We start from the raw sequence: 24,850 nt of genomic DNA, 5'->3' as shown, positions 1-24,850 counted from the left end.
TTTTTAGAAGACTAAAATTTCGGAAGTTTTGGCTTTGAGGAAGTTTAAATTGGATTTTAACTTTTCTCCCTTTTTGTTTTCGCCTTCCAAAACCACCTCTTCTAAAAACTTTAAGCCATGCCTTTTGGCTTCTTCCAGGTCTTTGCCCCAGACAATGGCCAGGGCCAGGTTGGGGTCAAAGTCAGTGGGGATTTCATAGGGTTTATCCTGAGGCACATGGCTAAAGACCTGGAGCCAGGGATAATTGGGATAGCTAAAGCGAGTAATAGTGCCTACCCAGGGAGTAAAGTTCTCCTCTGGAGATTCGGCAATAATTCTATACTCAATGCCTACTCCCTGAAAAGAAATGTCTTTCTGGGAATAGTTTAGCTTTTCTCCCAGACCTAAACGGATTTGTTCTTCTATGAGGTTTACTTCCTGGCCTTTAACCCTGGAAATAATAGCTGAGACTCCATTTTCCACCTGAATTCTGGTATTTACTTCCATTAAAAAGGGTTGACCAGTGGGGCTGACAATCCATTCCCAGGTGCCCACGTTGTCGTATTTTACTTCTCTGGCAATGCGCAAAGAGTATTTTACGATATCCTGGAGTACCTTCTGGGCGTCAAAGGCATAATTGATGGTTTTGGGGTAAAAACCAGGGGCAACTTCTATGCGTTTTTGTCTGCCTGTACTTTGAATGGTGCAGTTTCTGGTGCCAAAATGGACCACCTGGCCGTGGCGGTCAGCTACAATCTGCACTTCCAGATGGTTAAAGTCAAACACTCTTTGTTCAATCAAAACCCCATCATTGCCAAACTGGCGTTGGGCATAGTTTCTAAGCCGCCTTAAGACGCTGCGGAAGCGGTCCATATCTCCCACTTCCTCAATGCCCATGCCTCCACCGCCTGCAGAGGCTTTAATCAGGATGACTGGATGCTCTATTCCCTGCTCTTTTTGGAAAATAAAGAGGTCTCGTGCCAGTTCTTCTGCTTCCAGTTCATCGTAAATGGGACGGTCTGAACCTGGCACAGTGGGGACATCCAGTTTTCTGGCCAGCCTTTTGGTCTGAATTTTGTCTCCCAGTTCTTTGATGATTTTCCAGTTGGGCCCAATAAAAATAAGTGGCTTGGACCTGGTAACCACCCTGCGAGCAAAACGATAGTCTTCAGCAAAAAAACCATAGCCAGGATGGATAGCTGTGGCCTGGCTATAATCAGCTACAGCCAAGATCTCATTGGCGTCCTGATAGGAACTAATTTTAAACAGGCTTTTTTCTCCTCCCTTTTCCTGGGCAAATCTACAGTGCAAGGACTCTTTGTCTTCTTCTGTGTACACAGCTACAAAATCATGTCCCAGGTTAAGACAGGCCTGCATGATTCTGAGGGCAATTTCTCCTCTATTGGCTACAAGAATTTTATGCTTTTTCATGGTCTTCTGAGGACTCCTTTTCAGCAAGTTTTTTTAATTCTATTTCTTCCTTTTGAGCTTCCAGGATGAGCTTATCCAATAAGCGCTCTTCTCTTAAAGAGATATCTTCAAAAGCGCAAGCAATGTATTCATCCCGTATGCGCACTACAGTAGCATTGAGTTTTAAGAGTTTTTTTTCATTATAAATTATTTCTATCTCCAGGATATCTCCCTTTTGAAAACTCTCTTCAGCCGGAGAATAATAAAAGGATATTCCTGCTGCACTAATATCTCTAGCCTTAAAAAGCTTTGTCCCCAACTGGACCTGCAGATTGTCTAAGGCCACTCTATAAGCTTTTCTGGGAGTTTTACTTTCATATTTGATTTCAAAATCATCTAAAAATTCATCCATAATTTACACTCTTTTAGGGGGTTATAATTTTTTCTAAAACAAACTCCACCCTTCTATTTCTGGCCCGATTATCCGGGCTATTGTTGGGATATAAGGGGTTTAAATCCGCAAAACCAGTAGCAGTAAGGCGTTCTGGCTCTATGCCCAAGCTTAGAAGATAACGCAAGACATTGATGGCCCTCAGGGCAGAAATTTCCCAGTTGTCTTTAAACCTTCCTCCAGGCCTGGGGGGAGTATCATCAGTATAGCCAATGATATTTATCTTTTGATCCGGGTGCATAATAAAAAAATCCTTTAACTCCTGCAGGGCCTTTTTCCCTGCAGGAGTTAATTCCACCTGGCCAGATTCAAAAAGTACTTCTGCAGGCAGGCGCAGGATAATTTTACCTGATTCCAGGTAAGCTCCTACCAATCCTTCTAGGCCTTTTTCTGTGTAAAAGTACTGCAGGTCTGAAAAGACCTTTTTTGGCCTTCAATCATTTCCCGATAGCGCTTGATTTCAGTTACAGACACTCCAGGGCCTTCCTGCCCCAGAGTGACACTCAAAATGCCCTTTTTAGCCTGCCCCAGGGCTTGCTTTACAGAAAATAAGGTCTCCTTAAAGGTCTCCTGGTTTAAGTTGGACATGGAGAAAAGGAGAATAAAAAACACCAGGAGCAGCATGGTCAGGTCAGCAAAAGTGACCAGCCAGGTTGCCTCTTCTTCTTTTTCTTCTTCTATTTGTAAAAAATCATCTTCGAGCATCTTTTCTTTCTCCTGGGGCTACAAAGGAGGAAAGCTTTTCATAAACAAAAGTGGGGTTGTTGTTTTCCAAAATACTTTTGGCTCCCTGGAAAATGATTTCCAGATGCAAAATTTCTTCTAAACTTCTGCTTTTGAGTTTGCCTGCAATGGGCAAAAAGAGTAAATTGGAAAGCAAAGCTCCATAAAAGGTGGTTAAAATAGCTACAGCCATGGCTGGCCCAATGCTGGCAGGGTCTTCCAGCTTGGTTAGCATCTGGACCAGACCAATTAAGGTCCCAATCATCCCAAAGGCAGGGGCATAAGCGCCCATTTTCTTAAATACATCTTGAATAATAGCGTGCCTGCTTTTTAAAGAGGAGATTTCAATGCGAAGGGTTTCTGTGATTAAAAAGGGGTCTGCATTGTCTGCTATAAGCTGACAGGCTTTTTTGAGCACCTTGTTTTCTGTTTCCACGTGTTCTAGGGCAAGCAGTCCTTCTTTTCTGCTTATCTCAGCTATGCGTACCATGGTGTTTACCACCTGGTTGGAAGTGATTTTGCGTCGGGTAAAGATGTAAAAGGCTGCTTTAATGGCTTTGAACACGTCAGAAAGGGGAAAGTTGACGCAAGTAGAAGCAAAGGTACCGCCCAGGACAATCATCAGTCCTGGAATGTTGATAAAGATATCAACTGCTCCCCCTAAAAAAATAGCTCCAATGACCAGGGAAAAACCTACGATAATGCCAAAAAAAGTTGCAATGTCCATAACTTCCCTTTAAAATCAAAAATTAAGGTTTACCTAGAGCCAAACAATAAAAAAATCTTTTAACATTTTAGGAAGTATTATGCAAAAAGAAAAAATATTCAAGTCTTATAAGTGGCTACTAAAAAATATTTCTTATCAGCCAGAAGTAGCTGTAGTCTTGGGAAGTGGCTTGGGGGATTTTCTGGATGGTCTTAAGGTGGATAGGAGCTTTGCCTATGCAGAAATAGAAGGCTTTCCTGTGTCCACAGCTCCTGGGCATGCAGGAAAATTGGTTCTGGCTAAAATGGGAGAAAAAAGGGTTTTGGTGTTAGCTGGCCGTTTTCATCTTTATGAAGGCTATTCTGCGCAAGAAGTGGTTTTTGGAGTAAGGGTGGCCAGTCTTTTGGGTTGTAAAACTTTTATTTTGACCAATGCTGCTGGAGCCTTAAATCCTCAATTTGAGGCTGGAGAGCTCATGCTTATTACGGATCATATCAATTTTACAGGCGAAAGTCCTCTGGTGGGAGAAAATATAAGTGAATGGGGACCAAGGTTTCCAGATATGAGTGCTGTTTATGCCAAAGAATTACAGCAACTGGCTTTAAAGGTTGCCCTGGAAGAAAAGATTACCCTGCATAAAGGGGTTTATATTCAGGTGAAAGGACCCAGCCTGGAAACACCTGCAGAAACCAGGGCCTTTCGTTTTCTGGGAGCTGATGCCATAGGTATGTCCACTTCTCTGGAAGCCATTGCGCTTAAACATATGGGAAGAAAAATTTTGGGTATTTCTTGCCTAACCAATAAAAATTTGCCAGATTGTATGCAGGAAACCAGTGAGGAAGAGATTTTGGCTCAGGCTAAAAAGAGTAATGTTCAATTGTCTAGGTTGTTGGTATCTTTTATTAAAGCCTTACCTTAAAAGAGGAGGAAAAATGCTGGATTTTGATCCTCAGGACCTGATTAAGGAAATAGCCTATAATGTAGAAAGAAAGGACAAGATTAAGGCAGGATTGGTTTTAAATTATTTTTTTGACTTGGAGCCTGAGCACAGGGCACAGGTGTTAAGGATTCTGGCCACAGGAGAGCCAGATTTTAGTTTACCCTATTTTTTGGATTTTTTGCAAAAGGATAAAAAATTAATTGAAGATACAGAATTTAAGACAGCTCTTTTAGAAGTGGTCTTTGCAGACCCTCATCTTCTGGGCGATTATTTGAAAAATGGGGTGGAGCCCAGAGAAATTTTACTTCAAGTAGCAGGAGAGACCAAACTTCCAGAGCTGGTTCCCTATCTAACAGAAATACTTACCAGCACAGAAGAGGAAAATATCTTAAAATGCACCATTGAAGCCCTGGGCAATATTGGTGATCCTCAAGCCACTACTCCGGTTAGTGAGTTTTTATACTCCAATAACAGGACCCTTATCCTGGCAGCCATTAATGCCCTGGGCAAGATAGGTTCGCCCACAGCCATTAAGCGTCTGGCGGAAAAGATGGGGCACGATACTCATCTGGATTTACTTATTCTGGATATTTTTAGTCAGATTCAAGATACCTTGAGTTTACAAAAGTTAAATGAAACCTTGAGTTCTCATTATGCCCACTTGCGTAACTATGCCAAGAATAAGCTGGTACGTATTGGCAGCAAGGCGGTTCCTTTTTTGGTGGAAAATTTAAATTTTGACGATCCAGACCTGGTGATTCATACCCTAAATGTGTTGGGTGAAATAGGTGATGAGGCTGCAGTTTTACCCATTAGAAAGCTCTTAAGTAATCAGCCCAAAGACTCCAATGTGCGTTTTGCTGCTTATGAGGCTTTGGGCTTTTTACCTGTAGATAAGGGAGCTTACACTTTAGCTGCTGGTTTAACAGATAAAGACGAACAGGTAAGAGTTGCTGCTGCTTCTGCTATTGAGCGCAATTTAAGTCCTGTTTTGATTGCAGGCATTAGGAATATGGTCAAAGGTGAGGATGAAGAGGTTAAAAATGTAGTCAAGGCCATTATAACTGCCCAAACTAAAGAATTGTTTTTAAACCTATTGCCTGAAGATAATTTTAAAAAACTGGCTTTAGACTTCTTACAAAAGAAGTGTCCACCAGATTTACGTAACTACTATTTTGAATTGCTTGAGAAGTATGGTTACAAGGATTTAGTACCCAGGGCAGAGGAAGAAAAAGAAGAAAAACCTGTGGCCCTGGCTGTGGACGATTCTAAGATGATTCTCTCCATTTACAAAGCCAGTCTTTTTGAATTGGGCTTTGAACCCAGGCTTTTTGCCAAGCCAGAAGAGGCGCTGGAGTGGTTAAAGGAAAATAAGCCCAATATAATGTTTACAGATTTAAATATGCCAGGGCTTACCGGCATAGAACTTACAGCCAAGACCAGGCAGATTTATAAGCCAGAAGAGTTAACCATTATCATGGTGACCACTCAAAACGAAGCTACAGACAATGAAGCTGCTAAAGAAGCAGGGGTGACAGATATTTTGTACAAGCCCTTTACCAAGGATATTCTGGAGGCCAAAATAAAGGAGTATCTGAAGTGAGACTTGGGATTATCCAGTTAAATCCTTGGATAAATGACCTCAAGGGAAATGCTAGCAAAATAGAAGCAGGAGTTAAGGAACTCAGCCAGAAAGGGGCAGACTTAGTAGTCAGCAGTGAACTAGCCCTTATAGGCTATCCTCCCAGGGATTTGCTCCTGAGACCAGGTATTATAGCTCGTTGTAAACAGGTGGCTCTAAAGCTGGCCCAGAGCCTAAGGGGTTACGCTCCTTTACTTTTGGGAACGCCCTGGAGTGAAGGCAATAAGCTTTTTAATGCAGCTCTTTTTTTGGAAAAGGGGCAAATTGTTTCCTGGGTAGGCAAAACCTTGCTTCCCAATTATGATGTTTTTGACGAACAGCGTTATTTTTGCCCTTTTACTGGCAGTAAAAAAATTAACTTTCAGGGCAAAAATATGGGGATTACTATTTGCGAAGACATCTGGAATGACAAGGAATTCTGGAAAAAGAACTCTATCCTACCAACCCTGTAGAGCAGTTGGCCCGGGAAAACCTGGATATCTTAATTAACCTTTCTGCTTCTCCCTATACCCTGGGCAAGCAAAAACTTCGGGAAAAGATGTTGGCTCACCTCAGCCAGAAGTATAAATTTGCTTTGGTTTACGTAAATCAGGTGGGAGCTAATGATGATTTGATTTTTGCTGGTAGGAGTATGGTTTGGAATGGGCAAGGAGAGATGATTTTTCGGGCCAAAAGCTTTGCTGAGCACAGAGTGGTGGTGGATTTACAGGAAAGGCAAAAGGTATATGCTGACAATTTAGGCTCAGAAGAGGAGATTTTTCAGGCCCTGGTTTTAGGGGTAAGGGACTATGTGCATAAGTGTGGCTTTGACAAAGTGGTGCTGGGCCTTTCTGGAGGCATAGATTCTTCTTTGACTGCAGTGATTGCCACCAGGGCCCTGGGCAGGGAAAAGGTCCTGGGAGTGCTTATGCCCTCTCCTTTTACCAGTAAGGAAAGCATAGAAGATGCTTTGGAGTTAGCTAAAAATTTAGGGATAAAAACCTATACCTTACCTATAGATTCTTTAATGCAGGCCTTTGATAAGGTTTTGGCAGAGGTGTTTTCTGGCCTTCCCAGGGATGTTACTGAGGAAAACATTCAGTCCAGAATCAGGGGCAACTTGTTGATGGCCATTAGCAACAAGCTAAGGGCACTTCTGCTTACCACTGGAAATAAGTCAGAATTGGCCGTAGGTTATTGCACCATTTACGGAGATATGTCTGGAGGGCTGGCCGTGATTTCTGATTTGCCCAAGACCATGGTCTATAAAGTATCTCACTGGATTAATAGGGAAAAGAGGTAATCCCTTCCAGAGTACTGAGCAAGCCACCTACAGCTGAGCTTGCTCCCAATCAAAGGGATGAAGATTCTTTGCCCCCGTATGAACTTTTGGATGAGATTTTAAAATTAATTATTGAAGAAAATAGAGAAGTAGAAGAGATTGTGAGTCTGGGCTATGCAGAAGAGGTGGTAAAAAAGGTTTATCGCATGGTTCGGCTGGCTGAGTTTAAACGCAAGCAAGCGCCTCCAGGCCTAAAAATAACCGATAGAGCCTTTGGTACGGGCTGGAGAATGCCCATTGCTGCAAAATTGTGAAAAAAACTTGACGAACAGTTGAGTTTTCCTTAAAAGGACTCCTCATCACATTGCTCCCCGGTAGCTCAATCGGCAGAGCGGGTGGCTGTTAACCACTAGGTTGGCGGTTCGAGTCCGTCCCGGGGAGCCAGAACAAGTCACTAGACCCCGCTGGAAACAGCGGGGTTTTTTGCTTTTTTCAGTCAAATATTTCTTCTTAGTGTCTAGTCTTAAGACTAAAATTTTTAATTTTGTCTGTAAACTCAATACCCCAAAATAAGTTAACCTGAATAAAAAAAGTACTTATAGTTATTGTAAGTATTTTTAGGTCTATTTTTAAGCCCTCTTATTATTGTCAAAAGCAGAAAAATAAAATATGGCTTGTAATTGGAGATAGTTAATTAAAAGTTGGTATAATATGTTAGGTATAATCTTGGCTATCCAAGATATCTGAATTCTATCAAGGTTTGGATTGTTTGTTTTTGGAAGGTTTTTAATTGAGTATAATTGATACTTTAAAATAGAAAAAATGTCTCAGGTTAAGAGTGAAATTCTGGCTCAACAGGTTTTGTTCAAGTTCGAGGAAGTATATTCCCTTTATTATCGCTTGATTTTGCTGGTAGGTTTGAGAAGAAGTGGGAAAACATCTGTATTAAATGAGGTCTCAGAAAAACTCTCTGCACCGTTGATTAATGTAAATCTAGAGTTATCTCGTGTAATGCTGGATTTGACCGAGCGCCAACGAGTGTTACAGGTTTCAAAGCTACTTAGTGAAATTGTGAATAAAGTAGCAGGTGAAGTAGTTTTACTGGACAACATTGAGATGCTTTTTCATGTTCAATTAAAGCAAAATCCCTTATACCTTTTGCAGAAACTATCTCGGAATAAGACCATTGTGGCTGCATGGAACGGATATGTGATGAAGAATTGTTTGATTTACGCAACTCCAGAACACTCCGAGTACCGTAGTTACTCGGTTGAAAATTTTTTAGTAGTCAATGCAAATGTGAAATAAATAGAACAACAAGGAAGCTACAAGGGAGTATGTGTGATGAAATATCAAAATTTGATTCAATTTAACCCCATTGAAACTATTGTTCAGTTAAGGGATGCCGATAAGGCCTCTGCTGCCCGTCAGCTGGTAAGCAGTTATGTCATTTCCCATGAGATGGCTGAGAAGCTCATTGGCATGGTGATTCCTCAAATGCAGTTTGAGCAACCTGCTGATAATAAGGGATTGCTTGTGGTGGGCAACTACGGCACCGGTAAGTCACACCTGATGTCGGTGATCTCCGCTATCTGCGAGCACGCGGATCTGCTTTCCGCCCTGGGCAACGCACAGGTGGCACAAGCAGCAAGAGCGATCGCCGGCAAGTTCAAAGTGGTCCGCACCGAGATCGGGGCCACCACCATGTCGCTGCGGGACATCCTCGTCGGCGAGCTGGAAGAGCACCTGGCCGCCATGGGCGTGACCTACACCTTCCCGGATGCCAGCCAGGTCGTGAGCAACAAGCGGGCCTTCGAGGAGATGATGGCCGCGTTCCACCAGGAGTATCCGGACCATGGCCTGCTCCTGGTCGTGGATGAGCTGCTGGACTATCTCCGCACCCGCAAGGACCAGGAGCTGATCCTCGACCTCAACTTCCTCCGTGAGGTGGGCGAGGTCTGCAAGGACCTGCGCTTCCGCTTCATGGCAGGTGTGCAGGAGGCCATCTTCGACAGCCCCCGTTTCGCCTTCGTGGCCGACAGCATCCGCCGGGTCAAGGACCGCTTCGAACAGATCCTCATCGCCCGCAAGGACGTGAAGTTCGTCGTCGCCGAGCGCCTACTCAAGAAGACCGGCGAGCAGCAGGCCAAGATTCGCGAATACCTCACACCGTTCGCCAAGTTCTACGGCCGCATGAACGAGCGGATGGACGAGTTCGTCCGCCTCTTCCCGGTCCATCCCGACTACATTGACACCTTCGAGCGCGTCACGGCGGTGGAGAAGCGCGAGGTGCTCAAGACCCTGTCGCTGGCCATGAAGAAGCTGCTCGACCAGGATGTGCCGGAGGACCGGCCCGGTCTCATCGCCTACGACAGCTACTGGACGAACCTGCGCGAGAATCCCTCCTTCCGCGCCGTCCCAGACATCAAGGCGGTGATCGATTGCAGTCAGGTGCTGGAGTCCCGGATCGAGCAGGCCTTCACCCGGCCGGCGTACAAGCCCATGGCGCTCCGCATCATCCACGCGCTCTCGGTCCACCGGCTGACGACCGGAGACATCTACGCACCCCTGGGCGCCACGGCCGAGGAGCTGCGCGACGCGCTCTGTCTCTACCAGCCCGGCATCGAGGACCTGGGCGGGGACCCGGCCGATGACCTCTTGTCCCAGGTGGAAACGGTCCTGCGCGAGATCCACAAGACCGTCAGCGGCCAGTTCATCTCCTCCAACCCGGACAACCGGCAGTTCTACCTGGATCTCAAGAAGACCGACGACTTCGACGCGCTTATCGAGAAGCGCGCCGAGAGCCTCGATGCCTCCCAGCTCGACCGCTATTACTACGAGGCCCTGAAACGGGTCATGGAGTGCACCGACCAGACCTACGTCACCGGCTACAAGATCTGGCAGCACGAGCTGGAATGGCTGGAGCACAAGGCGGCAAGACAAGGATATCTCTTCTTCGGCGCTCCCAACGAGCGCTCGACGGCCGTGCCGCCCCGTAAAGAAGGAAGCATTACATGAACGCGCACGCGACCAAAGAACAGGAAATCGAAACCCAGCTGATCCAGAAGCTCATGGCGCTCAAATACGCCTATCGACCGGACATTCGCGACCGCGAGGCGCTGGAGCGCAACTTCCGCGAGAAGTTCGAGGCGCTCAACAAGGTCCGCCTCACCGATGCCGAGTTCGCGCGGCTCCTCGACGAGATCGTCTCGCCCGATGTGTTCGCCTGCTCGGAGCGCCTGCGCCACCGCAACACCTTCGAGCGCGAGGACGGGACGCCGCTGCACTACCAGCTCGTAAACCTCAGGGACTGGTGCAAGAACGAGTTCGAGGTGGTCAACCAGTTGCGCATCAACACGAGGTCAAGCTTTCACCGTTATGACGTGATCCTGCTTGTCAATGGCCTGCCCCTCGTCCAGATTGAGTTGAAGGCCCTGCCCGTGAGCCCGCGCCGTGCGATGCAGCAGATCATCGAATACAAGCAGGATGCGGGCAACGGCTACACCAACACGCTGCTGTGCTTCATGCAGCTCTTCATCGTCAGCAACCGCAGCCTGACCTGGTATTTCGCCAACAACAATGCCGAGCACTTCCGCTTCGACGCGGATGAAAGGTTCCTGCCCATCTACCAGTGGGCCACACCGGACAACAAGAAGGTCGCACACCTCGATGACTTTGCCGAGGCATTTCTCGCCAAGTGCACCCTGGCGGAGATGATCAGCCGTTACATGGTACTGATCCAGACCGAGCGCAAGCTGATGATGATGCGCCCGTATCAGATCTACGCGGTCAAGGCCATTGTCGACTGCATCCACCAGAATCGCGGTAACGGCTACATCTGGCACACCACCGGCAGCGGCAAGACCCTTACCTCGTTCAAAGCCTCGACCCTGCTCAAGGACAACCCCGACATCGAAAAGGTGCTGTTCGTCGTCGACCGCAAGGACCTCGACCGCCAGACCCGACAGGAGTTCAACCGCTTCCAGCCGGGATGCGTCGAGGAGAACACCAACACCGAAACCCTGGTCCAGCGTCTGCTCTCCGACGACTACGCCGACAAGGTGATCGTCACCACCATCCAGAAGCTGGGCCTGGCGCTGGATGCCAACCACCGCAAGGAATACCGCAAGCGGCTGGAACCGCTACGCGACAAGCGCATCGTCTTTATCTTCGACGAGTGCCACCGCTCCCAGTTTGGCGAGAACCACAGGGCCATCCGCGAGTTCTTTCCGCAAGCCCAGCTCTTTGGCTTCACCGGCACGCCGATCTTCGAGCAGAACGCCACCTACCGCACCATCGAGGGGCAAGAGGCCCGCATGGTCACCACCGCCGACGTCTTCGGCAAACAGCTCCACGCCTACACCATCACCCATGCCATCGACGACGGCAACGTGCTGCGCTTCCACGTGGATTACTACAAGCCCGAGGGCGCGCCGGTCAAACCCGGCGAGACTCTGGCCAAGCAGAAAGTGGTGGAAGCGATCCTCGACAAACACGACAAGGCCACCAACCAGCGCCGCTTCAACGCGCTTTTTGCCACGGCCAGCATCGACGACGCCGTCGAGTACTACCACCTGTTCCAGAAGATTCAGGCCAAGCGCCAGGCGGAAGACGAAAACTTCCAGCCCCTCAACGTCGCCTGCGTCTTCTCCCCGCCCGCCGATGGCAATCGCGACATCGCCCAGCTGCAAGAAGACCTGCCCCAGGAGCTGGCCGACAACCGCAAGGAACCCAACAAGAAGAAGGAGGCCCTCAAAGCCATCATCGCCGACTACAACGCCCGCTACGGCACCAACTTCGACCTCTTCACCTTCGACGGCTATTACCAGGACGTCCAGCAACGCATCAAGGACCAGAAGTACCCCAACAAGGATTTGCCGCACGAGAAGAAAATCGATCTCACCATCGTCGTGGATATGCTGCTCACCGGTTTCGATTCGCAGTACCTGAACACCCTCTACGTGGACAAGAACCTCAAGCACCACGGTTTGATCCAGGCCTTCTCCCGCACCAACCGGGTGCTCAACGATTCCAAGCCCTACGGCAACATCCTCGACTTTCGCGCCCAGAAAGCCGCCGTGGACGAGGCCATCACCCTCTTTTCCGGCGAGGCAGGCGAGCGAGCGCGCGAGATCTGGCTGGTGGATCCGGCCCCCAAGGTGGCCGAGAAGTTCGCCGAGGCGGTGCAGCAGCTCCAGGACTTCATGCAGTCGCAGGGCCTGGAATGCAAACCGGAGGAGGTGGCGAATCTCAAGGGCGACGAGGCCCGCGCCGCCTTCATCGAGCGCTTCAAGGAGGTGCAGCGCCTGCGCACCCAGCTCGACCAGTACACCGATCTCGACCCCGAGACCCGCCAGACCATCGAGGCGGCTCTGCACGAGGACGACTTGCGCGCCTTCCGCGGCGTGTACCTCGATCTTGCCCAGGACCTCAAGGCCCGCCAGGGCAAGAGCGAGGACCCCAACGACCCGGTGGAACAGCTCGATTTCGAGTTCGTGCTCTTCGACTCGGCGCTCATCGACTACGACTACATCATGAAGCTCATCGCCCGCTTCAGCGAAAAGGGGCCAAAAAAACAGAAGATGACCCGCGAGCAGCTCGTGGGGATTCTGCGAAGCCAAGCCAAGTTCCTCGACGAGCGCGAGGAGATCATCGAATACGTGAACACCCTCAAGGAGGGCGAGGGCCTATCGGAGCAGGAAATCCGCGCCGGTTACGAGCGCTTCAAGGCGGAGAAGTACGCGCAGGCGCTTTCCCGCATCGCCGAAAAGCACGGCGTGGACCGCCAGGCGCTGCAAGCCTTCGTGGATGGCATCCTGCGCCGCATGATCTTCGACCCCGACGCCCTCACCGACCTGATGGCACCCTTGGGGCTCGGCTGGAAGGACCGGGCAAGGAAGGAGCTGGACTTGATGGAAGACCTGACGCCGCTTCTCAAGAAGCTCGCCCAGGGCAAAGAGATTTCAGGACTGGAGGTGTACGACCGTGTCTGAGAAGAAGAAAGGCGTCGTGCCCCGCCTGCGCTTTCCCGAGTTCCGCAACGCCGGGCCGTGGGAGGTGAAGCGGTTGGGGGCAGTTGCGCGATTAATCAATGAAAGAGTCGATGACAAAGACTATGTGCTGCTAAGCGTTACTTCAGGTGTTGGTCTTGTTCCACAAAAGGAAAAGTTTGGAAGGGAGATCGCTGGAAAACAGAAAAAGAACTATTGGGTTATTCGCCGCTTCGATTTCGCCTACAACAAGAGTGCAACGAAAGAGTATCCGCAAGGGTATGTAGCTCTCTACACAGGGAACAAGCCTGCGGGCGTTCCCAACAGCATATTTACCTGCTTTCGCCCTGATCTTGACCTTGTTGCACCTAATTACTTGAATCATCTCTTTAGCGCGAATTTCCACGGACGATGGCTTGCGAAAGTTATCACTGTCGGAGCAAGAGCACACGGCTCCCTCAATGTCGATAGCAGCGATGTGCTGAACATTCCGCTGCCCATTCCCAAAGTTGCCGAACAACAAAAAATCGCCGACTGCCTTTCCTCACTCGATGAGCTGATTCAACTCCAAGCGCAAAAGCTCGACACCCTCAAGGCCCACAAGAAGGGCCTGATGCAGCAGCTCTTCCCCCGCGAAGGCGAAACCACCCCCCGCCTGCGCTTCCCCGAGTTCCGCAACGCCGGGCCGTGGGAGGTGAAGCGGTTGGGGGAGGTTTGCGAGGTATTGCAGGGGTATGCGTTCCCAAATCGTTTTCAAGGAAAGCGCCAAGGTAAGTATCCTTTTTGCAAGGTTAGTGACATTACCAAGGCCGTTGCAGAAAATGGAGGACATATAAGAGGCGCAACCAACTACATTGATGACGAAGAATTGCCGATGCTTCGCGCCCGCCCAGTCCCAATAGGTACTACTATCTTCGCTAGAATAGGCGAAGCACTTCGTCTGAATAATAGAGCTATTACAGATGTAGCTTGCTTGATTGACAACAATGTCGGAGGAATAAAAGCGAAGGAGAATAAAGCAGTTGACGTTTTCGTGTTTTACATGGCTCAAGGGATTGACCTGAATGAACACTGCGGCGGAGCTGTCCCGTCCGTAAACAAGACAACGCTAGAATTCATCAAAGTGACCATACCGAAGCAACCCGAACAACAAAAAATAGCCGACTGCCTTTCCTCGCTGGATGAGCTGATTCAGCTCGAGGCGCAAAAGCTCGACGCCCTCAAGGCCCACAAGAAGGGACTGATGCAGCAACTTTTCCCGCAGGAGGTCGAGTAAGCGATGCCGCACCGGGAGAACGTACAGACCTTTGCGAACCTCGATGCCCTGGCACGGCACCTGCGCGATCGGTTGCAAGAGAAGAAGGCGATTCTGCTCTTTGCTTACAACGGCACCGGCAAAACGCGCTTGTCCATGGCGTTCAAAGAGCTGGGCAAGCAGCGCAACGAAGACGGCGAAACCGTCGCCCGCGATACTCTCTACTTCAACGCCTTCACCGAAGACCTGTTCACCTGGGATAACGACCTGGAGAACGATCGCGAGCGGGTGCTCAAGATGAACACCGCTTCAAGGTTTTTCAGCGGCTTGGAAGAGCTCGAGATGGAGAGCCGCATCCGCAAGTTTCTCCACCGCTACACGGATTTCCAATTCGATATCGACTATCAGAACGGCACGATTCGCTTTTGGCGCGAGATGCAGAAGAACCAAGACGGAGAAGGTGAGCCGGTTATGATCAAGGTGTCACGCGGCGAGGAAAACATGTTCATCTGGTGCTTCTTCCTGGCCGTCGCCCAGCTCGCCATCGACGGGCAGGAGGGCTACGAATGGGTCAAATATCTCTATATCGATGATCCCATTTCCTCGCTGGATGAGAACAACGCCATTGCCGTGGGCGCTCATCTGGCGAAGATGCTCAAAGAACAGGAGCGGCTCAAAGTCGTCATCTCCTCCCATCACACGTTATTTTTCAATGTGCTGTGCAACGAAATGAAAAACGCGCAGCGCTATTTTCTCAGCCATGACGAGGGCGGCTATCACCTTCGCGATACCAACGACACGCCCCGGTTCTACCATGTGGCCATGCTCAAAGAGCTGCACAAGGCCGCGGAGACGGGGAAGCTATACACATACCACTTCACCATCCTGCGCAGCATCATGGAGAAAACTGCGACCTTTCATGGTTTCAACCACTTTGGACAGATCGTCAAACGCGATCCTGACGACGAAGATGGGGAGCTGCATGCCCGCTATGTCAATCTGCTCAGCCATGGAAACTATTCGCTGTTTGAGCCTGTGGAGATGCTGGAAGAGAACAAACGGATCTTTCGCAAGATTTTGGGAAATTTCATGAACGACTACCGCTTCAATCCAGAGCTTTTCCCTGAAGCGGAAACCGAGGAGGCCACTGTATGACCCAACAAGACCAGATTCGCCTGGGCAAGGTCCTCTGGGCCATTGCCGACCAGCTGCGCGGCTCCATGAACGCCGACGACTTCCGCGACTACATGCTGTCGTTTCTGTTCCTGCGCTACCTCTCTGACAACTACGAGCAGGCGGCCATGCGGGAGCTAGGCGCGGACTGGCCCGAGTTGCCGGAGGATGATCGCAGTTCGCCGCTGGCCGTCTGGTATGAAGAGAATCCGGACGACATCAAGATGTTCGAGGACGTGATGCGCCGCAAGGTGCACTACGTGATCAAGCCCCAATATCTCTGGAGAAGCATCGCCGAGATGGCGCGCACTCAGGACCCAGAGCTGCTCCACACCCTACAAAAGGGGTTCAAGTTCATCGAGAACGAGTCCTTTTCCAGCAGCTTCCAGGGCCTCTTCTCCGAGATCAATCTGGATTCGGAAAAGCTCGGCAAGACCTACAAGCAGCGCAACGAGCGGCTGTGCACCATTCTCAAGACCGTCGACAAGGGGTTGGCGGAGTTTCCTCAAGAGCGCGACCTTCTGGGCGACGCCTACGAGTACCTCATCGGCCAATTCGCCGCCGGCAGTGGCAAGAAAGCTGGCGAGTTCTATACCCCGCAGCCCATCTCCAGCATCCTTTCCGGCATCGTCTCGCTGGATGCCCAGGACCCGGCCAACGGCAAGCGGGAAAAGCTCGGCAAGGTGTATGATTTCGCCTGCGGCTCTGGGTCGTTGCTTTTGAACGTCTGGCGCCGGATGGGCAGGAACGGCGTCGGCAAGCTCTACGGCCAGGAAAAGAACATCACCACCTACAACCTGGCGCGCATGAACATGCTGCTCCACGGCCTCAAAGACACCGAGTTCGAAATCTTCCACGGCGACTCGCTGCTCAACGAGTGGCCGCTCCTGCGTGAGGAGAACCCGGCGAAAAAGATCGAGTTCGACGCGGTGGTGGCCAATCCGCCGTTCAGCCTGCGCTGGGAGCCCAGCGAGGAGCTGGCCGAGGACTTCCGCTTCAAGGACTACGGCCTGGCCCCGAAATCCGCCGCCGATTTCGCCTTCCTGCTGCATGGCTTCCACTTCCTGCACAAGGAGGGCACCATGGCGATCATCCTGCCCCACGGGGTGCTGTTTCGCGGCAACGTGGAGGCGAAGATCCGCAAGAAGCTGCTGCTCGACGGCAACATCGACACGGTGATCGGGCTGGCGCCGAATCTCTTCTATTCCACCGGAATTCCGGTGTGCATCCTGGTGCTGAAAAAGTGCAAGAAGTTCGACGACGTGCTCTTCATCAACGCCGCCGAGCTCTACGAGAAGGGCAAGCGCCAGAACACCCTGCTTCCAGAGCACGTGGACAAGATCGTCGAAACGTACCAGTACCGCAAAGAGGTTAGAGAAGAACTGCCCAACGGGGGCTTGTTTGTCTCTCGCCGCGTCAGTATGGAGGAGATCGAAGAAAACGATTTCAATCTCAACATCACCCGCTATGCGAGCACGGCCAGGCCCGAGCCGGAGGTCGATCTGCAGCAGGTACATGCGGATCTCGTGGACTTGACTAACAAGGCCAGAGAAGCGCTAGATCGCCACAACGCATTCCTAAGAGAACTCGGATTGCCGGAGTTGCCGTGACCGGTGCTTGCGCGGCCCGGACGCTAAAACAAAAGCGCCCTGGACTCGAAGAGCGCAAGCGGGTCCGGGATGCATTCGGCAAGTACCGGTCTGCGTGCGACGCACAGGCAGGTGCGCCGGGGCAACTCGGCGACAACGCTACGAAGGAGTTCGTCCTTCGTCATGTGTTCGGGATCGCGCCGGAGCTCATCAAGCAGCCATCGGACCTGCTCCGGGTCTTGCTGCGCCGTCATTACCGCGGCGGGCGGATTCCGGCCATCCTCGATGAGCATTTCATCAAAATTCTTCGTCACAAATCGGCAGGACAGCCGATTTGGACGCCCGGAGGGCGCCCCGAAGGGGTGCGAGCCAGGGATGGCGAGCATCAAAACGGCCTGTTCGAGGATTGGCCTCTGGAGACCATCATTCCGGACGCGCAAGCATTCTTTGCGTTCCTGCAGGAGCGCTGGCCGGTGTTCCTGGATTCGCTCGCCAAGCCGAAGGACGATGCCGTCCACGAGGACGCGGCGGACTACGGCTTCGAGTTCCCAGGACCGACGCTCTTGCCTTTCGACCACCACGATGTCCGCATTTACATCGACAACCTTTTCCTCGAGGGCTTGCTCCAGCCGGTTCCTCACGAGCAATCGCAAGCGCTCGCCAAGACCTGGGTGGCTTACGGCATCAAAGTCTCCCCCGTGGAGAACCGTCGCCGCCGCATGGAGGGGCTGCTGGATTCCATCGAGAAGACGATCCCCACGGTGGAGGCGCGTCATGGGGAGTGGCTCCATTTCGCCTACCGTTGGGCGGAACTCGTCGCCTTGGAGCTGGAGCCAGAGACCACCCTGCCGGAAGGATACCGGGAGCGCCTAGATGCATTGAGATCCCGGATCGATTCTGCGCTCACCGGTTGGGTGGTGAAGCGCTACGCGAGCCTGATCAACCTTCCGCCCGCGCCGCCGGTGATGCTGCATCACATCCCGCGGTTCCTCGCCCGAAGCCTCGGAGACGACCGGCGCTCGAAGATCGCTTTTCTGCTGGTGGACGGCCTCGCCCTGGACCAATGGATCGCCTTGCGCGAGGTGCTCGGAGAGCTGGATTCGAAGCTGCGGTTCCGTGAGAATGCCGTTTTCGCCTGGATTCCCACCATCACCTCGGTTTCCCGGCAGGCCGCCTTTGCCGGCAAGCCGCCGATCTACTTCCCGGCGAGTATCCATACCACAGACAAGGAGCCGGCCCTTTGGAGGCAGTTCTGGGTCGATCAGGGGCTGACGCAGCATGAGGTGGCTTACGCCAAGGGGCTGGGCGAGGGGGACCTGGACAAGGTCTCCGAGCTACTGAGCCGGCCCAGGCTACGTGTCGTCGGATTGGTCATCGACAAGGTCGACCGGATCATGCACGGCATGGAGCTGGGTGCGGCGGGCATGCACAACCAGGTTCGGCAATGGGCCAGGCAGGGTTTCATGCGGGACCTTTTCGGCCTGCTTTATGACCGCGGTTTCCAGGTCTACCTTGCTTCGGACCACGGAAACATCGAGGCGAAAGGCGCAGGAAGGCCTGCCGAAGGGGCAATTGCAGATCTTCGGGGCCAGCGCGTGCGTATCTACCCAGATTTTAGATTGAGGGCTAAAATCAAGGCGCAATTCCCTGAGTCCATAGAGTGGCCTCCCATTGGTATTCCAGAAGATTACCTACCCCTTTTGGCACCTAACAGGAGTGCTTTTGTGCAGAAAGATGAAATTGTAGTGAGTCATGGAGGGATTAGTATTGAGGAAGTGATTGTGCCTTTCATTCAGATACATAACCCCAAATTTCAGAAATAAACTTGGATAATGATGGGTTTAATTATTACAAAGGCTAATTCCAGTTTGGACAAGCTTGGGTGAGGGAGATACATGAAGTTATACTTGGAAAAACGATATAATCAAATTGGAATTGATAGAATTATTCGTCTTGAGTGGCTTAGCTATACTGCATCTCTTGTCATGGCAGGCAACAATAAATCCGACATTAAATCCTTATTGCAAAAAGAGCTCCAGGAGGTATTTCGCTCAGCCAATACCAAGGTGCGAGGATCTCTGAGCAAAACTATAACTATCCTGATGAATATATGGGTTCATCCACCATTCTATCTACATTCTTTTCAACAAGATGGTCTTAGGTTTCTTTCATGCCTTCCACAGGAAGACCATATTGCAGTCCACTGGGGAATGACCATGGCAGCTTATCCTTTCTGGGGAAAGGTGGCTTCCCATGTTGGAAGACTACTTAAGCTTCAAGGCACTGCAAGTCATGCCCAAGTTCGCCGTCGTGTCATGGAACAATTTGGACAAAGACCAACAGTAAAGGATGCTGTGCGCCGCATATTACGCTCAATGTGGGCCTGGGGTGTTATTAATGAGGCTAAAAATAATGTTCCACTTCGTGAAAAAGGCATATATGTACCAGGTCTTTCGTTAACTATAGAAAATCCTGAACTTATTGCCTGGTTAATTGAGGCCTTTTTATACGCCTGTGGAGGTGATTCAGTGGATTTAAGAACAGTTTTAGATTCCCCCATTTTGTTTCCCTTTAGATTAAGTCCTATTTCTGCTGTTCATTTAGTGTCGGTTTCCAACCGATTGGATATGCTCTCTCATGGACTGGATCAGGAATTAATTATACTCCGTAGTGAAATTATGGTAGATGTAAAGAAGAGATGAGATGGATTTTTATGCAAAACTAGAAGAGTGTTTTTTGTTTAAAAGGTGTATTTTGTTAGCTTTTAATAGATGTAGATAGCGTAATATTTTTTTATGGTATGAAAAAATTAAAATACAATAGTTTACAATTGGTTTGTATTTTTATGAATCTGGTTTGTCAATATTTACGGTAGTAGAAAAAGTAATTAATATTTTTTACCTTTACAAATGCTTTACTGCAAAAGAAACATAAGAAAGTTTACATAGGAGTAGGGTTTGTGCTAGGCCTTAGTTTAAGAGTAAATTAAGGTTTTAACTAAACAGTTAAAAGTTTGGGGTTCACATTGTAACATAGTGTAAATAAAAGGATTTTGTGAAGATGGGTTTAAAGAAGAATAAGGCTTTTATGTTGTTTATGTTTTTATTGATTCCTATAGGGTCCTATGCCAGTGGTGATTTAAGTGCTAGGATAGGTGAGATTAGGAAGTTATATCAAAATACTGTCTTTAATTTAAAAAAATATAAACAATTTAAGATAGATTTAATTGAGGTTTCTACTGAAGGGGGAGAGGTATATTTTTGGGTAGATAGTAATAATGAAATTAAAAAAGTAAAGAGAATCATATATGGAGAAACGGGTAAAAAGGTTTCAGAATATTATTATGACAAAGATAAATTATACTTTGTTTTTGGAGTTAGTTTTTTTTACTCTATGGAAGTAGATCCAAAAACAGGTGAATATGTTATAAACTATGATAATCCTAAAAAAGAGGAAAACAGGTATTATTTTTTTCAAGATGAGATGATTCAATGGTTAGGACCAGATAAAAAAAAGGTAGAAGTCTATAGCAATAAGTTTGAGCAAAAAAGCGCAGATATCATTCAAGAATCTAAAGATATTTTGCTGTTCTGTAAGAAGAAATTGCTTAAGTAATAGTTTGTGAGTGTAATTAAAAATAAAAAAGCAGCTCTTTTGAGCTGCTTTTTTATTTTTTTCTTAAGTGGTCGGGATGAGAGGATTTGAACCTCCGACCCCTTGAACCCCATTCAAGTGCGCTCCCAGACTGCGCCACATCCCGACAAAGGTTTTAATTTAATCACCTTTAGATAAAAGTCAACTTTTTTCTTTTTTTAAAAAAGAGAGAAGAAAAACTTGACAATTTTTAATAAATGATAATAGTAATAGTTATCAATAAGAGGTTAAAAGTTTTTAGGAGGTAAGAAGTTATGGAAGAAAAAGTTTTAGAGGTAATGAAGAAATTAAATAAGCCAGTTAGGCCTGGAGATATTGCTAAAGAGTTAGGCGTGGATAGCAAGGAAGTCTCCAAGGCAATTAAGAAGTTAAAAGAAGAAGGAAAGGTAATATCTCCCAAGAGGTGTTATTACTCCTTAAGCTAAAAGGGAGGGAAATATGGGAAGCATTAAAGATTTAAGACAGTATCCTATTAATTGGGATATGACCCATGAAGATGCAATTACTCTGTATTTAGAATGGGGCAACAATCCCCATAGGGGATATTTTCCACCTGTAAAGTCAGGGAAAGATGTATCTTATTACTTTGTTTTAAATACCTGGGAAGAAGAACCCAAGGTTTGTTTGTATGCCACCAATTCTGATGGTGCTAGAGAGTTGGTGTGTTTGGATTTGCCTGCGGAGTTGAAAAGCAGTGTGCGTAGAGAATACGGTTCTTTAAAGGGTGTATTTGGACTTACTCCTGAAATTAAAAAGTGGTTGCAAAATGTTCTGGAAAAATAGTAGGGTAATATAATGAATATAGTAAATAAAGACCGGCGTATGACCAAGCAAAGACAGGTTATTTTAGAGCGTTTAAGGGAAGTAAAAACACATCCTACCACAGATGAGGTCTACGCCATGGTCAAAGAGGACTTGCCCAAAATAAGTTTGGGTACAGTGTACAGAAACCTGGATATTCTGGCTGAACTGGGTTTGATTCAAAAGTTGGAAATGGCAGGCCAGCCCAAAAGGTTTGACGGCAATCCCCATCCTCACCTGCATGGTAAGTGTATTGCCTGTGAGCGGGTGGTGGATTTGGGACCTGATTTTGATTTTGGTCTGGACAAAAAGATAAATGGTTTTAAAGTATTAGATTATAAGCTGGAAATCATAGGTTTGTGTAGCAGGTGTCAAGAAAAGGAAAACAAATTAAAATAAACTAAAATAAAAAATAAAGAGGAGGAAGGAAATGAAATCTTTAAAGGGAACAAGGACAGAAAAAAACTTGCTTACTGCTTTTGCTGGTGAGTCTCAGGCTAGAAACCGTTATACCTATTTTGCCAAACAGGCCAAAAAAGAAGGCTATGTCCAGATAGCCAAAATTTTTGAAGAAACAGCAGAGCAGGAAAAAGAGCATGCCAAGAGACTTTTTAAGTTTTTAGAAGGGGGAGAGGTGGAAATTACTGCTGCTTTCCCTGCTGGAGTGATTGGTACTACAGCAGAAAACTTAAAGGCTGCAGCAGAAGGTGAAAATTACGAATGGGACAAAATGTATCCTGAGTTTGCCAAGGTGGCAGAAGAAGAAGGTTTTGATGAAATTGCAGCTGTGTTTGAAGCCATTGCTGTGGCTGAAAAACAGCATGAAAAAAGATATAAGGGATTGCTAAAGAATTTAGAAGAAGGTAAGGTCTTTAAGAAAGACCAGGAAGTGGTGTGGCGTTGTATTAACTGTGGGTATTTGCATGTAGGTGCAGAAGCTCCTCAGCTTTGTCCTGCTTGTGCTCATCCCCAGGCCTATTTTGAGCTTTTGGCTGAGAACTGGTAATAGGTGTTTAACCTTAAAAAGATAAAGGAGGGTGGCTATGCCCCAATTGTTAGAAGTTTATAAGTGTGATCTTTGTGGCAATATCGTACAGGTAGTACATGCTGGTGAAGGTGAGTTGGTTTGCTGTGGTCAGCCCATGCGCCTTTTAAAAGAAGGCTCTGTGGACGCAGCTTTGGAAAAGCATGTGCCTGTAGTGGAAAAGACAGCCAATGGCTACAAAGTAACTGTGGGCAGTGTGCTTCATCCTATGGCTGAAGAGCACTATATTGAATGGATTGAACTTATTGCTGATGGTAAGTCTTATCGTCAGTTCTTAAAACCTGGTGATGAGCCTGTGGCAGAATTTTGTGTGCAGGCAGAAAAGGTCACAGCCAGAGAATATTGCAATTTGCATGGACTCTGGAAAAAAGATGTATAACAGGAGTAGCTTAAATGGCTAAACCGGAAGAAATGTGGCAATGCCAGACTACTAACTGTGGTTATATTTATAACCCAGATAAAGGGGATAGAAAGGGGAAAATACCTCCTGGCACCAGATTTGAGGATTTGCCAGAGGACTGGAAGTGCCCCATTTGTGGGGCCAGTAAAAAGGCCTTTCGTCCCCTGGCTGGACCTGGTTCTAATGTAGAAGAGGATAAATGATGGCAGAAAAGGAAGTAAAAGGCTATTATATGTGTGTGGTTTGTGGTTATTTGTACAAGCCAGAAAAGGGGATCCGGGCAGAAACATCCCACCCGGTACTCCCTTTGAAGAATTGCCAGATACCTGGTGTTGTCCAGTGTGTGGCACACCCAAGAAACGGTTTAAATTCGTAGAATAGTTTGGAGGTTTTTGATTATGGAAAAGTGGCAGTGTCAGATTTGTGGTTATATTTATGATCCAGCTCAAGGTGATCCTGATAATGGCGTAGCAGCAGGAACCAAGTTTGAAGACTTACCTGAAGACTGGGTTTGTCCTGTGTGTGGAGCGACTAAAGAAAACTTTGAGAAAATGTAAAATTAGTTAATCCAAGGCCCCAAGATTAATTCCTGGGGCCTTTTTTAATTTGAGAAGGAAAAGAGGGAGTAAAAATGGCTGTAGTGGAAATCAAAGAAAATGTTTTTTGGGTAGGTGCTATTGACTGGAATAAACGCGATTTTCACGGTTATTCTCAGACTAAAGAAGGTACTACTTATAATACCTACCTCGTAATAGATGAAAAGATAACTCTTTTTGACTGTGTAGACGAAAAGTTTAAATGGGATTTATATCATCAGATAGCTTCTCTAGTTCCTTTGGAGAAAATAGATTATATAGTGGTAAACCATGTGGAGATGGACCATTCTGGGGCATTGCCTTTTATAGTAGATAAGGCCAAGCCAGAAAAGATTTTTTGCTCTCCCATGGGTAAGGAGTTTATCCAGGCTCACTTTCATCCCCGCAACTGGCCCTTGGAGGTAGTAAAAACAGGGGATGAATTGATACTGGGTAAAAATAAGGTGCAATTTTTAGAAGCCAGAATGTTACACTGGCCAGATAGTATGTTTTCCTACCTCCCCGAGTTAAAACTTTTGATTTCCAATGATGCTTTTGGGCAAAATATTGCCTCTAATTTACTTTTTGACGACCAGCATCCTCTGGAAGATATTTTACAGGAAGCCAAACATTATTATGCCAATATTATTTTGCCCTTTTCTCCTTTGGTCAAAAAGACCTTAAACAAAGTAGAGGAGTTGGGCTTAGAAATTGAGATGATTGCTCCTGACCATGGGCTTATTTGGCGCTCCCATGTAAAGGATATTTTAGGCCTTTATAGGGAGATGAGTGAACAAAAACTTAAGCCCAAAGCAGTTATTGTCTATGACACCATGTGGAGCAGTACTGAAAAGATGGCCAAGGCCATAGGTGAAGGCTTGAATCTGGAAGGTATTGAAATAAAACTCATGCATTTAAAAAAGTTTCACCACAGTGATGTAATGGGTGAAGTAATGGATGCAGCTGCAGTTATTTGTGGCTCTCCCACCCACAACAACAATATGCTCCCTCTAATGGCAGACTTTCTTACCTATATGAAAGGCTTAAGGCCTAGCAATAGGCTGGGAGCTACCTTTGGCTCTTATGGCTGGAGTGGCGAAGCTCCTAAACTCATGCAAAAGGTTCTGGAAGAAGCTAATTTTGAACTTCCCTTTGAACCCTTGCGTATTCGCTTTGTCCCTGAGCATGATTCCCTGGCCAAGTGTAAGGAACTGGGCCTGAATTTGGGTAAGAAAATCAAAGAAAAGTTTTAAGAG

28 protein-coding genes and 2 tRNA genes are annotated in these 24,850 nt (G+C 48.0%); 24 read left to right on the top strand and 6 right to left on the bottom strand.

Annotated elements, in window-relative coordinates; all coding sequences use genetic code 11:
- Nucleotides 1-3 precede the first annotated feature (3 nt).
- Genes ACZ42F_RS08555 through ACZ42F_RS08535 form a run of 5 tightly spaced genes read right to left on the bottom strand, consistent with a single transcriptional unit; the run spans nt 4 to nt 3,290 of the window.
- Nucleotides 4-1,410, bottom strand: a complete 1,407-nt coding sequence (locus tag ACZ42F_RS08555; protein WP_464278663.1) for an ATP-binding protein — start codon at nt 1,408-1,410, stop codon at nt 4-6.
- The gene (locus ACZ42F_RS08550; RefSeq protein ID WP_029966793.1) at nt 1,397-1,801 is read right to left on the bottom strand and encodes a PilZ domain-containing protein; all 405 of its coding nucleotides are present in this window, start codon (nt 1,799-1,801) and stop codon (nt 1,397-1,399) included. Before ACZ42F_RS08550 ends, ACZ42F_RS08555 begins: the two co-directional genes overlap by 14 nt.
- Nucleotides 1,802-1,814: 13 nt before the next feature.
- Nucleotides 1,815-2,213, bottom strand: coding sequence for an OmpA/MotB family protein (locus ACZ42F_RS08545; protein ID WP_464278662.1), 399 nt, complete (start codon nt 2,211-2,213; stop codon nt 1,815-1,817).
- 5 nt (nt 2,214-2,218) lie between these two features.
- Nucleotides 2,219-2,545 (bottom strand): flagellar motor protein MotB, encoded by a 327-nt coding sequence (locus ACZ42F_RS08540; protein ID WP_464278661.1) that lies wholly within the window; start codon nt 2,543-2,545, stop codon nt 2,219-2,221.
- A complete protein-coding gene (locus ACZ42F_RS08535; protein ID WP_029966800.1) occupies nt 2,532-3,290 on the bottom strand; it encodes a motility protein A in 759 nt (252 codons plus the stop codon). Before ACZ42F_RS08535 ends, ACZ42F_RS08540 begins: the two co-directional genes overlap by 14 nt.
- 79 nt (nt 3,291-3,369) lie before the next feature.
- Between ACZ42F_RS08535 and ACZ42F_RS08530 the strand changes: the two genes are divergently transcribed.
- The 15 genes from ACZ42F_RS08530 to ACZ42F_RS08460 all read left to right on the top strand — a co-directional run bounded on the left by ACZ42F_RS08530 (nt 3,370) and on the right by ACZ42F_RS08460 (nt 20,734).
- A complete protein-coding gene (locus tag ACZ42F_RS08530; protein WP_464278660.1) occupies nt 3,370-4,188 on the top strand; it encodes a purine-nucleoside phosphorylase in 819 nt (272 codons plus the stop codon).
- Nucleotides 4,189-4,201: 13 nt separating this feature from the next.
- Entirely contained in the window at nt 4,202-5,812 is a 1,611-nt protein-coding gene (locus ACZ42F_RS08525) for a response regulator (protein WP_029966809.1), read from the top strand.
- Complete coding sequence (locus tag ACZ42F_RS08520; RefSeq protein WP_464278659.1) at nt 5,809-6,303, top strand: nitrilase-related carbon-nitrogen hydrolase; 495 nt, start codon at nt 5,809-5,811, stop codon at nt 6,301-6,303. Before ACZ42F_RS08525 ends, ACZ42F_RS08520 begins: the two co-directional genes overlap by 4 nt.
- Before the next feature lie 5 nt (nt 6,304-6,308).
- Nucleotides 6,309-7,133: an NAD(+) synthase gene (gene nadE / locus ACZ42F_RS08515; protein ID WP_464278658.1), complete on the top strand. Its 825-nt coding sequence runs from the start codon at nt 6,309-6,311 to the stop codon at nt 7,131-7,133.
- Complete coding sequence (locus tag ACZ42F_RS08510) at nt 7,133-7,426, top strand: hypothetical protein (protein ID WP_464280236.1); 294 nt, start codon at nt 7,133-7,135, stop codon at nt 7,424-7,426. The genes nadE and ACZ42F_RS08510 overlap by 1 nt, the downstream gene beginning before the upstream one ends.
- 54 nt (nt 7,427-7,480) lie before the next feature.
- Nucleotides 7,481-7,556, top strand: a tRNA-Asn gene (locus ACZ42F_RS08505).
- A gap of 378 nt (nt 7,557-7,934) precedes the next feature.
- On the top strand, nt 7,935-8,420 hold the full coding sequence (gene brxF / locus ACZ42F_RS08500; RefSeq protein WP_464278657.1) for a BREX-3 system P-loop-containing protein BrxF: 486 nt from the start codon (nt 7,935-7,937) through the stop codon (nt 8,418-8,420).
- 36 nt (nt 8,421-8,456) lie between these two features.
- Nucleotides 8,457-10,130 (top strand): DUF6079 family protein, encoded by a 1,674-nt coding sequence (locus ACZ42F_RS08495; RefSeq protein ID WP_464278656.1) that lies wholly within the window; start codon nt 8,457-8,459, stop codon nt 10,128-10,130.
- Nucleotides 10,127-13,105 (top strand): type I restriction endonuclease subunit R, encoded by a 2,979-nt coding sequence (locus ACZ42F_RS08490; protein WP_464278655.1) that lies wholly within the window; start codon nt 10,127-10,129, stop codon nt 13,103-13,105. Before ACZ42F_RS08495 ends, ACZ42F_RS08490 begins: the two co-directional genes overlap by 4 nt.
- On the top strand, nt 13,098-14,378 hold the full coding sequence (locus tag ACZ42F_RS08485) for a restriction endonuclease subunit S (RefSeq protein ID WP_464278654.1): 1,281 nt from the start codon (nt 13,098-13,100) through the stop codon (nt 14,376-14,378). The genes ACZ42F_RS08490 and ACZ42F_RS08485 overlap by 8 nt, the downstream gene beginning before the upstream one ends.
- A 3-nt stretch (nt 14,379-14,381) precedes the next feature.
- Nucleotides 14,382-15,512 (top strand): AAA family ATPase, encoded by a 1,131-nt coding sequence (locus tag ACZ42F_RS08480; RefSeq protein WP_464278653.1) that lies wholly within the window; start codon nt 14,382-14,384, stop codon nt 15,510-15,512.
- Nucleotides 15,509-17,140, top strand: coding sequence for a type I restriction-modification system subunit M (locus ACZ42F_RS08475; protein ID WP_464278652.1), 1,632 nt, complete (start codon nt 15,509-15,511; stop codon nt 17,138-17,140). The genes ACZ42F_RS08480 and ACZ42F_RS08475 overlap by 4 nt, the downstream gene beginning before the upstream one ends.
- A complete protein-coding gene (gene pglZ / locus ACZ42F_RS08470; RefSeq protein ID WP_464278651.1) occupies nt 17,137-18,942 on the top strand; it encodes a BREX-3 system phosphatase PglZ in 1,806 nt (601 codons plus the stop codon). Before ACZ42F_RS08475 ends, pglZ begins: the two co-directional genes overlap by 4 nt.
- Nucleotides 18,943-19,104: 162 nt before the next feature.
- On the top strand, nt 19,105-19,821 hold the full coding sequence (locus ACZ42F_RS08465) for a hypothetical protein (protein ID WP_464278650.1): 717 nt from the start codon (nt 19,105-19,107) through the stop codon (nt 19,819-19,821).
- A 358-nt stretch (nt 19,822-20,179) separates the two neighbouring features.
- Nucleotides 20,180-20,734 (top strand): hypothetical protein, encoded by a 555-nt coding sequence (locus ACZ42F_RS08460; RefSeq protein ID WP_464278649.1) that lies wholly within the window; start codon nt 20,180-20,182, stop codon nt 20,732-20,734.
- Between the two features lie 68 nt (nt 20,735-20,802).
- On the opposite strand, the gene ACZ42F_RS08455 is transcribed toward ACZ42F_RS08460, so the two are convergent.
- A tRNA-Pro gene (locus ACZ42F_RS08455) sits at nt 20,803-20,879 on the bottom strand.
- Between the two features lie 148 nt (nt 20,880-21,027).
- On the opposite strand from ACZ42F_RS08455, the gene ACZ42F_RS08450 reads away from it, so the two are divergent.
- From ACZ42F_RS08450 to ACZ42F_RS08410, 9 genes are all read left to right on the top strand, one after another.
- On the top strand, nt 21,028-21,198 hold the full coding sequence (locus ACZ42F_RS08450) for an HTH domain-containing protein (RefSeq protein WP_029966835.1): 171 nt from the start codon (nt 21,028-21,030) through the stop codon (nt 21,196-21,198).
- Between the two features lie 13 nt (nt 21,199-21,211).
- Complete coding sequence (locus tag ACZ42F_RS08445) at nt 21,212-21,556, top strand: DVU0772 family protein (protein ID WP_464278648.1); 345 nt, start codon at nt 21,212-21,214, stop codon at nt 21,554-21,556.
- 12 nt (nt 21,557-21,568) lie between these two features.
- Nucleotides 21,569-21,973 (top strand): Fur family transcriptional regulator, encoded by a 405-nt coding sequence (locus tag ACZ42F_RS08440; protein ID WP_464278647.1) that lies wholly within the window; start codon nt 21,569-21,571, stop codon nt 21,971-21,973.
- Nucleotides 21,974-22,004: 31 nt separating this feature from the next.
- On the top strand, nt 22,005-22,580 hold the full coding sequence (gene rbr, locus ACZ42F_RS08435) for a rubrerythrin (protein ID WP_029966843.1): 576 nt from the start codon (nt 22,005-22,007) through the stop codon (nt 22,578-22,580).
- 37 nt (nt 22,581-22,617) lie between these two features.
- Nucleotides 22,618-22,998: a desulfoferrodoxin gene (locus tag ACZ42F_RS08430; RefSeq protein ID WP_029966846.1), complete on the top strand. Its 381-nt coding sequence runs from the start codon at nt 22,618-22,620 to the stop codon at nt 22,996-22,998.
- A gap of 14 nt (nt 22,999-23,012) precedes the next feature.
- On the top strand, nt 23,013-23,222 hold the full coding sequence (locus ACZ42F_RS08425) for a rubredoxin (protein WP_029966849.1): 210 nt from the start codon (nt 23,013-23,015) through the stop codon (nt 23,220-23,222).
- Nucleotides 23,223-23,262: 40 nt separating this feature from the next.
- Nucleotides 23,263-23,400, top strand: a complete 138-nt coding sequence (locus ACZ42F_RS08420) for a rubredoxin (RefSeq protein WP_464278646.1) — start codon at nt 23,263-23,265, stop codon at nt 23,398-23,400.
- 17 nt (nt 23,401-23,417) lie between these two features.
- Nucleotides 23,418-23,576, top strand: a complete 159-nt coding sequence (gene rd / locus ACZ42F_RS08415; RefSeq protein WP_464278645.1) for a rubredoxin — start codon at nt 23,418-23,420, stop codon at nt 23,574-23,576.
- Nucleotides 23,577-23,650: 74 nt separating this feature from the next.
- Entirely contained in the window at nt 23,651-24,847 is a 1,197-nt protein-coding gene (locus tag ACZ42F_RS08410; protein ID WP_464278644.1) for an FprA family A-type flavoprotein, read from the top strand.
- The last annotated feature ends 3 nt before the right edge of the window (nt 24,848-24,850 follow it).

Source organism: Desulfonauticus autotrophicus, from assembly GCF_055381725.1.
This window is presented reverse-complemented; position numbering and strand designations above follow the sequence as displayed.

What these genes read in the sequence shown, in the direction of transcription:
- ACZ42F_RS08480 (WP_464278653.1), top strand. Translation starts at nt 14,382, where the DNA reads ATGCCGCACCGGGAGAACGTACAGACCTTTGCGAACCTCGATGCCCTG.
- ACZ42F_RS08475 (WP_464278652.1), top strand. Translation starts at nt 15,509, where the DNA reads ATGACCCAACAAGACCAGATTCGCCTGGGCAAGGTCCTCTGGGCCATT.
- ACZ42F_RS08550 (WP_029966793.1), bottom strand. Translation starts at nt 1,801, where the DNA reads ATGGATGAATTTTTAGATGATTTTGAAATCAAATATGAAAGTAAAACT.
- ACZ42F_RS08425 (WP_029966849.1), top strand. Translation starts at nt 23,013, where the DNA reads ATGGCTAAACCGGAAGAAATGTGGCAATGCCAGACTACTAACTGTGGT.
- ACZ42F_RS08410 (WP_464278644.1), top strand. Translation starts at nt 23,651, where the DNA reads ATGGCTGTAGTGGAAATCAAAGAAAATGTTTTTTGGGTAGGTGCTATT.
- ACZ42F_RS08525 (WP_029966809.1), top strand. Translation starts at nt 4,202, where the DNA reads ATGCTGGATTTTGATCCTCAGGACCTGATTAAGGAAATAGCCTATAAT.
- ACZ42F_RS08535 (WP_029966800.1), bottom strand. Translation starts at nt 3,290, where the DNA reads ATGGACATTGCAACTTTTTTTGGCATTATCGTAGGTTTTTCCCTGGTC.
- ACZ42F_RS08445 (WP_464278648.1), top strand. Translation starts at nt 21,212, where the DNA reads ATGGGAAGCATTAAAGATTTAAGACAGTATCCTATTAATTGGGATATG.
- ACZ42F_RS08460 (WP_464278649.1), top strand. Translation starts at nt 20,180, where the DNA reads ATGGGTTTAAAGAAGAATAAGGCTTTTATGTTGTTTATGTTTTTATTG.
- ACZ42F_RS08440 (WP_464278647.1), top strand. Translation starts at nt 21,569, where the DNA reads ATGAATATAGTAAATAAAGACCGGCGTATGACCAAGCAAAGACAGGTT.
- rbr (WP_029966843.1), top strand. Translation starts at nt 22,005, where the DNA reads ATGAAATCTTTAAAGGGAACAAGGACAGAAAAAAACTTGCTTACTGCT.
- ACZ42F_RS08465 (WP_464278650.1), top strand. Translation starts at nt 19,105, where the DNA reads ATGGCAGGCAACAATAAATCCGACATTAAATCCTTATTGCAAAAAGAG.
- ACZ42F_RS08490 (WP_464278655.1), top strand. Translation starts at nt 10,127, where the DNA reads ATGAACGCGCACGCGACCAAAGAACAGGAAATCGAAACCCAGCTGATC.
- ACZ42F_RS08495 (WP_464278656.1), top strand. Translation starts at nt 8,457, where the DNA reads ATGAAATATCAAAATTTGATTCAATTTAACCCCATTGAAACTATTGTT.
- ACZ42F_RS08530 (WP_464278660.1), top strand. Translation starts at nt 3,370, where the DNA reads ATGCAAAAAGAAAAAATATTCAAGTCTTATAAGTGGCTACTAAAAAAT.
- ACZ42F_RS08540 (WP_464278661.1), bottom strand. Translation starts at nt 2,545, where the DNA reads ATGCTCGAAGATGATTTTTTACAAATAGAAGAAGAAAAAGAAGAAGAG.
- brxF (WP_464278657.1), top strand. Translation starts at nt 7,935, where the DNA reads ATGTCTCAGGTTAAGAGTGAAATTCTGGCTCAACAGGTTTTGTTCAAG.
- ACZ42F_RS08555 (WP_464278663.1), bottom strand. Translation starts at nt 1,410, where the DNA reads ATGAAAAAGCATAAAATTCTTGTAGCCAATAGAGGAGAAATTGCCCTC.
- ACZ42F_RS08450 (WP_029966835.1), top strand. Translation starts at nt 21,028, where the DNA reads ATGGAAGAAAAAGTTTTAGAGGTAATGAAGAAATTAAATAAGCCAGTT.
- rd (WP_464278645.1), top strand. Translation starts at nt 23,418, where the DNA reads ATGGAAAAGTGGCAGTGTCAGATTTGTGGTTATATTTATGATCCAGCT.
- ACZ42F_RS08430 (WP_029966846.1), top strand. Translation starts at nt 22,618, where the DNA reads ATGCCCCAATTGTTAGAAGTTTATAAGTGTGATCTTTGTGGCAATATC.